The organism is Bradyrhizobium genomosp. I (2014) (genome assembly GCF_000261685.1).
GTDB lineage: Bacteria > Pseudomonadota > Alphaproteobacteria > Rhizobiales > Xanthobacteraceae > Bradyrhizobium.
The window spans coordinates 1-7,992 of the sequence record NZ_AJQE01000394.1 but is presented as its reverse complement, the minus strand read 5'-3'; the positions used below and the strand labels follow the sequence as shown (position 1 = coordinate 7,992).

Genomic DNA, 7,992 nt, shown 5'->3' with positions numbered 1-7,992 from the left:
GCAAAAGCCGCTCGCGTAGCTCGCGGACGATGATGACCGGGAAATCCATGGCTTCGAGCTGACCTTCGCGTTCGGTGACCCACGCCACGCATTCCTCCTTACTGAGATCGGTCTTCTCGTACAAGGCAACCGCGCTCATGCGGGAGAGACCGAGTTCCATGAGTGAGAGGAGGGTCCTCGACGAAGTACCAAACTCAAGTTGTGTGCCGATGTCCAAGCCGTGATCAATCAGGTCCTCACGGTTGATCTGGCGGAGATGCATGTGCAGGACATCCATGTAGGCGGACAGATACTTCGGCGCCTTGAATCGCGCGACTTGCTCGACCAGCTCCATCGTGTTGCGGATCTGCACCGGAAGGCTGTAGGTCCTACCGGTGGTACGGTGCCACTCGATGTTCCCGCGGATCATCTCGGCCAACCTCAAGGACTCGGGCGCCTATCTGCTCACCACATTCATGCGGCTCGGGTCCATTTCGGCGGCCAGTCTCTCGAAGCGCCACGATGCCGCGTCGATGGCATATTGCCGAAGTGGAACGCGACCCCGCGTTCAACGAGCGGTGCAAGGCGGAAGTTGGGGCGTACGCCCTTCCGGGCGAGGTCGGCGAGCTGTGCAAGCTCCGGATCGATTGAGCCAGGCTGAGGCAGGAGCTGGCTAACCAGATCGGCGACATCCTCCGACTCTCCGGCGCCGTTCGTGTAGACGAGCGTTCCGCCTCTCTGGCCCGCCGCTGCGGCGATGAAGGCGAGGCGCTTCCTAAGTCCCGCTGGCGTGCTTGCGAGCTGGAGCGTTCCGACTGGAAGTGTCGAACCCTGCTGTCGGACGGTCAGGTTCCAGAGCTTCGGCTTGCGTGGGGTTTGGTTCGCGACGATCAGGTTCCGGAGAACGGTGGGAGCGTCGCTGTCGACGGCGACAGTCTGCACACCGTCGGGCGCGTCCGTTAGCAATGCCTCCGGGTTCTGTGTCGCGGGGCTGATGAATACGACCTTCAGCTTCGAGTTCGCACGGCTAGCCCGCTCTACGGCGTCCTGCAAGATCACGCCGCGTTGGCTGTCCTCGATTTTGTGCGCCTCGTCCACGATAAGCAGGTCAATTGAGAACGCGTCGCCGAGCACGTTGGCGAGAAGGTGCAGCCGCTCCTGCGTGGAGACTAGAATTACTTGCGCGCCTCCAGCGCGCGCCGCTTCGTACTTGTCACGGAGGGGAAGGGACGACACCTCGATGCGCTTGGTCTTGCCGAGAAGACCTTGGAGAGTGGTCTCGATCTCCGAAACTAACACGCGGGTAGGGGCGAGGTAGACTGCGACCCGGGTGTCACCCGCGCTTAGTTGGTCGATCAACCACTGAAGGACGAGAAACGTCTTCCCGGAGGCAGTGGGGGCGGACGCCGAGAGCCAACTTCCTCCGCCCGCATTGGCCAGAAGCGTTGCTGAAAATCGTTCACCTGCAGCCAAGCGCCGCTCGATTCCACCAGGATGGAACGGTCCATCTCGCGCCGCTGGGATTCAAGGCGCAGCGCCACACCTAGCCGTCCGGTCGAGACCGGCCGTCAGTAGGTGGCGATCGTTGGCTAGCGTGATGGCCCGGTAATTGGAGAGCTTGCCCAACAGGACAGCGCCCGCGTCCTTGAGTGCTTGATCGTCCGTCAGAGAGATCGCCGCAGTTGCGATCCGGAGCGCGGCCTCCTGGTCGATCCGTTGATCGGACCGCGCCAATATGCTGCCGGCGAGCAGCAGCCTTGGCCAATCGATCGCCACGGCAGAGGGGGCGGCGGGTTCGGGCACTAGGTTGTCAAGTTCGGTGCGCACGGTGAGTCGAATGATCGCATCGAGATCGTCGCGAATTCCTTCCTGAAGAAGCCACGACTGGAGACCGACTAGGCTCATTCCGTCTTAATCCCCATCGCTCTGAGAAATGCGGCGCGGAAGCCGTCGGCCGACGGCAGCGGGATGCAAAACAGCTCGATTTCCATCTGGTCGAGCTTCTCCGACTTGAGCCGCTCGCCGATCCTTTTGCTCCAAACGGCCAGTTCCGCGCGTGAGGCCTCAACGATCTCCTCCGCGATCGCCTTTACGTCATCTTTCGGATAGAACGGCGCGTCGAAGCCCACCAGGGCCACGCCGCAGTATTGGACCCGCTTGGACATCACCGACGACTTGTCAAAATACTTCTTCAGCGCGTCGGTGAGCGTCGCATCACTGAGGTCGGCCTTGTCGCTCAGGAGCACCAGATCGCGTTCCCTGTCGGTTTCCTCGTGTTCTGGTTCAATGAGGAAGGGAGCGAGTGAGGCGAGGCAGTCGCGGATCGCGGCTCCCGCGTCCTTGTAGATTTTGGATTCACCCCAGTAGAGCTTCGGGATGCCTTCCGGCATCACGCCAGCGTACACCCCATCGGCTCCATGGTAGTGTAGGCGCGTGTCTGTCTTGAGATCCATCTTGCACAGAATCTGAGGCAGCTTGAGGAAGCGCTCGGCCAATAAGAACAGCAGCATCTCGCCGCCCTCTCCGGTCTTCGCCAAATCGGTGAACGACCGCTTGGCGCGCTCGACGAGTTCGGCGACCGCCTCGGTGCTATTGTACTTGGCGTCGCGCGCTTTCGCTGCAGCGAGCTTCGAGCGCGGTATCGCATAGTCGACTACGGCGTTCCGCATGAACTCCGCCAGCCGGTGCGGCTGGACGCGGCCGTTTCCATCCACTGTGAGGCAATGACAGTGGATCTTGACCGAATGACCCTCGATGAGGACGTCGCGCTCCACCAACATGAGGTGAACGTCGAGTGCTTCCGGATTCCCTGTCAGCGCGGACGTGAGATCAGTCGCGGTGATGGTCGACAGACGGCCTACCCCCTTGTTCGTACGCCCGTCTGCCCCCAGACGAGTCAACCCATAATTGTAACCACCTAGACCTCCGCAGTCCATGTTCGGCGGGAATTGCCATCGAATCCGCGATGATCGCGAGCGGCGCTTTCATGCGCTGCGGACTAGACCAAAGCCTTCACGCGCGTCGTCGCTGTTGCTCGCAAGTCTAGAGCAGCATCGCATGCTCTTTACGAAAACATGCTCGGCAATAACGCGCCTGCCGTCTGCTCTTGGATGGTTGGCTTCTCGGAAACGACTGACCAAGGTAGGAGCCGATGTGCCCCTATTGTGCCCCCGCTTTTTTGGGGCACATTACAGGGGAAGCCAGCGACTAAATCATTGAATTCAGGTTTGAAATGGTGGGCGCACAAGGGATCGAACCTTGGACCTCTCCCGTGTGAAGGGAACGCTCTCCCGCTGAGCTATGCGCCCGGGACCATCATGCGGGCGGCCGCAACTTGCGGCCGGCCGGCACATCGGAGCCCGCGATTTAGAAGTGCCGGCCGAAGGTGTCAAGTTTTCAGGCGCCCGGGGGGCGGAAAACCTCGTGTCAATTCAGCGATTCGCCTGGGTGCCCCGGTTTCGGCCGGTTACGCGCCCTGCTGGCGGGCGCGAGAGGCGTGGGCCTGGAGCGCGCGGATGCGCTCGGCCAGCGTTCCGCCGCCTTCGGGCAGGCGGGGTGCCGGAGCGCCGCCCGTCGCGGCGTCGTTGGCCGGACGCGGTGCCGGCTTGGTCGGCTGGCCGGCCTCGGCCGCGAGCAGCGCCTCGATCGGCGAGTTCGGGCCTTCGAGCTGCATCGCGAGCTTGGCGACTTCCGCCGCGATGTCGTTGATGCGCTCGCGCAGCAGCGCGTTCTCCATGCGCTCGGTGGCCCAGGAACTCTCCGCCTGCTGCTGGATCGCGTTGAGGTCGCGCTGAAGCTTGGCGCGCTCGTCGCGTGCGGTGCGCAGCTGCTCCTCGAGCGCGGCCTTTTCCGCGCGCAGCTGCTCCATGGCAGCCGACGATTTGCCGCCGCTCAAGGCCGCGATCTCGACGCGCAGCTCCTTGATGGTGCGCTCGTTGCTCTCGTTGGCCTGGCGCAGCTGGTTGTTCTCATAGTCGCGCTCGGCGAGCAGCTTGCCCTGCGTGGCGAGGCGTCCCTCGAGGTCGGCGACGCGGCCGGACAGCATCTCGGCCTCCTTGACCTGCGCGATGAGCTGGCGATCGAGCTCGGTGACGCGCTGGCTCAGATTCTCGACGCGTCCGCGCGCCTCGCCGAGCTCGCGCGAGGCGGTCTCGGATTCGGTCCGCTCCTGCGCCAGGCGCGCTTGCGTGGCGGCAAATTCCTTCTCGGCATCGCCGACGCGGCTCTTCAATGCCTCGATCTGCGCGCGCACCGCGATGAGCTCGACCTGGCGGCTCTCCGCCATCATCGAGCGGTCGGACAGCTCGGAGTTGATCTTGGCGAGCTCGTTCTGCTTGTCGGTCAGTGCATTTTCCGCGGCGCGCAGGGCTTCGGTCCTGGCGCTGAATTCCTCTTCGGTGGCACGGAGCTGCTCCTTCACCGCCTTCTCGCGCGCCTCCAGCGCGTAGATCGCGGCATTCTTCTCGCCAAGCTCGATCTTCATGCGGTTGATGGCGTCGCTCTTCTTGCCGAGCTCGGCGAGCTGGCTCGTGGTCTTGTTCTTGAGCTGCTCGACGCTCATCTCGAGCCGCCGCGCCGACATGGCGAATTCGGCGCGGAGCTGGTCCTTGTCGGCCTGGATCTCGGCCATCGACAATGGGGTGGCGGCCTCGAGCCGGCGCGTGGTCAGGCGCACCGCGCGGTTATGCACCAGCGGCACGATGGCGAGCCCGCACAGCATCGAGAGCAGGAAACCGATCGCCAGGTACATGATCGGTTCGACCATGGGCCAGAACTCCCAAGCTTAAGGAAAAATTCACCAACGACCATGCCATGGCGGGCCGGCAAAAAGCCAGCCCCGGCCTGTCGTTAACCTTGATCCGCAGGGGGTACGGGTGACGAAGCCTAGAACGGGTTCCAGGTCGCGCGCGGGGTGTATTTGAGATAGCCGATATTGGCGCCCAGCCGCAGGCCGATGCCGGATCGGATCGGCACCAGCACGATGTTGTTGGCGGTGAGCGCCGTCATGCCGAAGCCGCCGATGATATAGGCCGAGCCGTCGATGCCGCCGAAGCGCTGGTAGATCGCGTTGGTGGCGGGCAGGTTGTAGACCAGTGTCATGGTGCGCGCGCCGTCGCCGCCCCAGTCGAAGCCGAGCGAGGGGCCCTGCCAGTAGACCCTGAGGTCGCCGGCATTCTTGGTGTAGAGCGTGCCTTCACCGTAGCGCAGGCCGGCGACGAAGGCACCGGAGCCTTCCTCACCCAGGATGTAGCCGTTCGGCAGGCCCCATTGGCTGACCGCCTTCTCGATGATCGAGGCGAGCCCGCGCGAGACGTTGCCGAAGAAGCGGTGGCCGGCCGTGACGAGCTCGTCGGGCCCATAGGTGTTGGGCGTCGGGGTCCGCTGCGCCGGTGGCAGGTCGGGCGGTGGCGGCGTCTGGGCGGAGGCCGGCACGATCCAGCCGATCATCGCGGCAAGCGCGAGCGCAGCAAGGCGTGATGCGAAAGTCATAAAGAACCCCTGGTACCGAATCCGGTCGCTTCCTTAACCTGACGCCAACAGGCGCGGCTGTAGGTTGCGCCGAATGTCCCCTCGACTCGGATGTTATCCGCAGCAACTATGACGGCACAACGGCAGGAAGATAGCCCTTTGCGCCCCGGAATTGCCTTGATCGGCCGCCGCGTCTGCCTGCTGGCGGGCATTTGGATCACCTGCTCGGCGTTGCCGGCATGGGCCGCCACCACCGAGCGGATCGTCGTCAACCGTTTCACCGGCGTTGCCATCGAGGGCTTTGACCCCGTCGCTTATTTCGTCGCTGGCACGGCCAGGCAGGGGACGATGGAGTTCGAGGCGAATCTCTGGGGGGCTGTCTGGCGTTTCCGGAACGAGGGCAACCGCGCCTCTTTCCTGGCCCATCCCGAGATCTACGGACCGCAATTCGGCGGCTATGATCCGGCCGACATCGCCCGCGGCGTCACCATTGCCGGCAATCCCCGTTTCTTCGCGATCGTGGCGCAGCGGCTCTATTTGTTCAGCCGGGAATCCAATCGCGACGCTTTCGTCGCCAATCCCGAGCGCTTCCTCTATGAAGTGGGCAAGCGCTGGCCGGCGCTTCAGGAACAGCTCAGTCAGTAGCACCCTGCCGCCTGCGGATCGCCCCAGGCTATGAACTCCGGGATGATGAAGCCGGTGTCGCTGCGCTGGCCGAATCGGAGCTCGCCGCCCTTGCCGTCGGTCACCTTGCCGCCGGCCGCGGTCACGACCGCAGCGCCGGCCCCGACATCCCATTCCGAGGTCGGCCCGAACCGGGGATAGATGTCGGCGCTGCCTTCCGCGATCCGGCCGAATTTCACGGCCGAGCCGACCGTTTTTCGGACGGCATTGGGCCTGTTGTCGATGAAAGCCTCGCTTTTGGGATCGCCATGCGAGCGGCTCACCGCCGCGATCCAGGGCTCTCCGCGTGGCGGCAGCTTGCGGGTGTGGACCGGCTCGGTCGCCCCGATGGTTGCGCCGTTGAACTCCACCCGCTCGGCGCCGCGGCCGACGATGCCGCGCCAGAGCAGGCCCAGCGCGGGCGCGCTGACGATGCCGAGCAGCGGCACGCCCGATGTCACCAGGGCGAGGTTGACGGTGAACTCGTCGCGACCGGCGACGAATTCCTTGGTACCGTCGAGCGGATCGATCAGGAAGAAGCTGCCCCGAAACGGCGGGGAGGCGAGCTGGGTTCGCTCTTCGGAGAGCGTCGGAACATCACCCGCGAGCTGCGCGAGGCCGTCTGCGATGATGCGGTCGGCGGCAAGGTCGGCCTCGGTCACCGGCGAGCCGTCCTGCTTGCCTTCGATCCGCATGGCGGCGCGGTTGACGGCAAGGATCGCCTCGCCCGCCTGCACCACCAGGGCGGTCAGCGGCTCCATCAGGCCGAATGCGGCCGCCCCGTCGATGATCCGCATCACCTGCATGCCTCATTCATCGGCAACTCCGTTCCTCGCCCAACTGATTCGGCCCGATTGATTCGCCTGGGCTTTATGGCCGCTTCGAACCGATCGCAAGCTAGCTGCCGCGGGCTTGCGAATGTTAGAACCCGCAGCATCCGTCAAGCATGCGTGATTCGCGGCGTCCAGCGCCGTGCAATTCCAGGAACCCTCCAGGACCCCTTTATATGTCTGACGCCTCGTCGCCCGCGCCCGTTACCGCTCCCGATATGCTCGAACTCGCCGCGCTCCTGTGCTCGCGGGTCTGCCACGATCTCATCAGCCCCGTCGGCGCCATCGTCAACGGGCTCGAAGTGCTCGACGACGACCCCAAGCCCGAGGACCGCGAGTTCGCGCTCGACCTGATTCGCAAGAGCGCCAAGACCGCCTCGGCCCGGCTCCAGTTCTGCCGCCTTGCCTTCGGCGCCGCCGGCTCCTCCGGCGCGCAGATCGATCTCGGCGATGCCCAGACCATGGCGCGCGGCCACATCGAGGACGGCAAGTGCTCGATCACCTGGAATCTGCCGCGGCTGCTGCTGCCGAAGAATCGCGTCAAGCTGCTGCTCAACATGCTGGTCGTCGCCCAGCATACCATCCCGCGCGGCGGCATGCTGACGATCGACCCGATCGGCGAGGGCGAGACGATGAGCTTTCGCATCACCGCGACCGGACACAATGCGCGCCTGCCGCAGAACATCTCCGAGCTCCTGAGCGGCGAGCGCGGCCCCGCAGCGGACGCGCACGCGATCCAGCCTTATTATACGCGGCTGCTCGCGCAGGCCTGCGGGCTCACGGTAACGCTCAAACCGGACGGCGAAGCCATCATCGTTACCGCTTCGTAAACGTCGCGTCGCGCTCGGCTTCTTAATCGAATCTTTACGAGGCGCTTCGGCTTGTCCGGAGCGCCTTATCTCTTTGTTGGTTCCGTTCTTTTGCACATACTCAACCAATATTAAACGCTTTGCGGTGAAGCTGGCCCCATTCCGAAATGGCGCATCACGCCTCGTGCGCGCCCTTCCTGTATGAAGGCCTGTTTTCATGGATGATCTGTTGCGGGAGTTTC

At 64.2% G+C, this 7,992-nt stretch carries 9 protein-coding genes and 1 tRNA gene; 2 read left to right on the top strand and 8 right to left on the bottom strand.

What is annotated here, in order from left to right; translation table 11 throughout:
• The 7 genes from IC50_RS43500 to IC50_RS34820 all read right to left on the bottom strand — a co-directional run.
• On the bottom strand, positions 1-409 hold a 409-nt coding region (locus IC50_RS43500; RefSeq protein WP_035715818.1), incomplete at its 3' end, for a hypothetical protein.
• A 44-nt stretch (positions 410-453) separates the two neighbouring features.
• Complete coding sequence (locus IC50_RS43495) at positions 454-1,452, bottom strand: DEAD/DEAH box helicase (RefSeq protein ID WP_035715812.1); 999 nt, start codon at positions 1,450-1,452, stop codon at positions 454-456.
• A gap of 51 nt (positions 1,453-1,503) precedes the next feature.
• Positions 1,504-1,884 carry a hypothetical protein gene (locus IC50_RS43490; protein WP_011084976.1) on the bottom strand — a complete coding sequence of 127 codons (381 nt, stop codon included), beginning with the start codon at positions 1,882-1,884 and terminating at the stop codon, positions 1,504-1,506.
• A complete protein-coding gene (locus IC50_RS34835; protein WP_225895011.1) occupies positions 1,881-2,759 on the bottom strand; it encodes a HamA C-terminal domain-containing protein in 879 nt (292 codons plus the stop codon). Before IC50_RS34835 ends, IC50_RS43490 begins: the two co-directional genes overlap by 4 nt.
• Positions 2,760-3,212: 453 nt before the next feature.
• Positions 3,213-3,287, bottom strand: a tRNA-Val gene (locus IC50_RS34830).
• A gap of 158 nt (positions 3,288-3,445) precedes the next feature.
• Positions 3,446-4,744 carry a hypothetical protein gene (locus tag IC50_RS34825; protein WP_035715809.1) on the bottom strand — a complete coding sequence of 433 codons (1,299 nt, stop codon included), beginning with the start codon at positions 4,742-4,744 and terminating at the stop codon, positions 3,446-3,448.
• A gap of 119 nt (positions 4,745-4,863) precedes the next feature.
• Entirely contained in the window at positions 4,864-5,469 is a 606-nt protein-coding gene (locus IC50_RS34820; RefSeq protein WP_035715807.1) for a DUF1134 domain-containing protein, read from the bottom strand.
• 138 nt (positions 5,470-5,607) lie between these two features.
• Between IC50_RS34820 and IC50_RS34815 the strand changes: the two genes are divergently transcribed.
• Positions 5,608-6,093: a YHS domain-containing (seleno)protein gene (locus tag IC50_RS34815; protein WP_035715804.1), complete on the top strand. Its 486-nt coding sequence runs from the start codon at positions 5,608-5,610 to the stop codon at positions 6,091-6,093.
• On the opposite strand, the gene IC50_RS34810 is transcribed toward IC50_RS34815, so the two are convergent.
• On the bottom strand, positions 6,087-6,917 hold the full coding sequence (locus IC50_RS34810; protein WP_085974118.1) for a 3'(2'),5'-bisphosphate nucleotidase CysQ family protein: 831 nt from the start codon (positions 6,915-6,917) through the stop codon (positions 6,087-6,089). The genes IC50_RS34815 and IC50_RS34810 overlap by 7 nt on opposite strands.
• Positions 6,918-7,117: 200 nt before the next feature.
• Between IC50_RS34810 and chpT the strand changes: the two genes are divergently transcribed.
• A complete protein-coding gene (chpT, locus tag IC50_RS34805) occupies positions 7,118-7,771 on the top strand; it encodes a histidine phosphotransferase ChpT (protein WP_035715801.1) in 654 nt (217 codons plus the stop codon).
• Positions 7,772-7,992 lie beyond the last annotated feature (221 nt).

Excerpts from the sequence above, each read along its gene's own strand:
- IC50_RS43490 (WP_011084976.1), bottom strand. The coding sequence starts at position 1,884 with ATGAGCCTAGTCGGTCTCCAGTCGTGGCTTCTTCAGGAAGGAATTCGC.
- IC50_RS34835 (WP_225895011.1), bottom strand. The coding sequence starts at position 2,759 with ATGTTGGTGGAGCGCGACGTCCTCATCGAGGGTCATTCGGTCAAGATC.
- IC50_RS34825 (WP_035715809.1), bottom strand. The coding sequence starts at position 4,744 with ATGGTCGAACCGATCATGTACCTGGCGATCGGTTTCCTGCTCTCGATG.
- IC50_RS34820 (WP_035715807.1), bottom strand. The coding sequence starts at position 5,469 with ATGACTTTCGCATCACGCCTTGCTGCGCTCGCGCTTGCCGCGATGATC.
- IC50_RS34810 (WP_085974118.1), bottom strand. The coding sequence starts at position 6,917 with ATGCAGGTGATGCGGATCATCGACGGGGCGGCCGCATTCGGCCTGATG.
- chpT (WP_035715801.1), top strand. The coding sequence starts at position 7,118 with ATGTCTGACGCCTCGTCGCCCGCGCCCGTTACCGCTCCCGATATGCTC.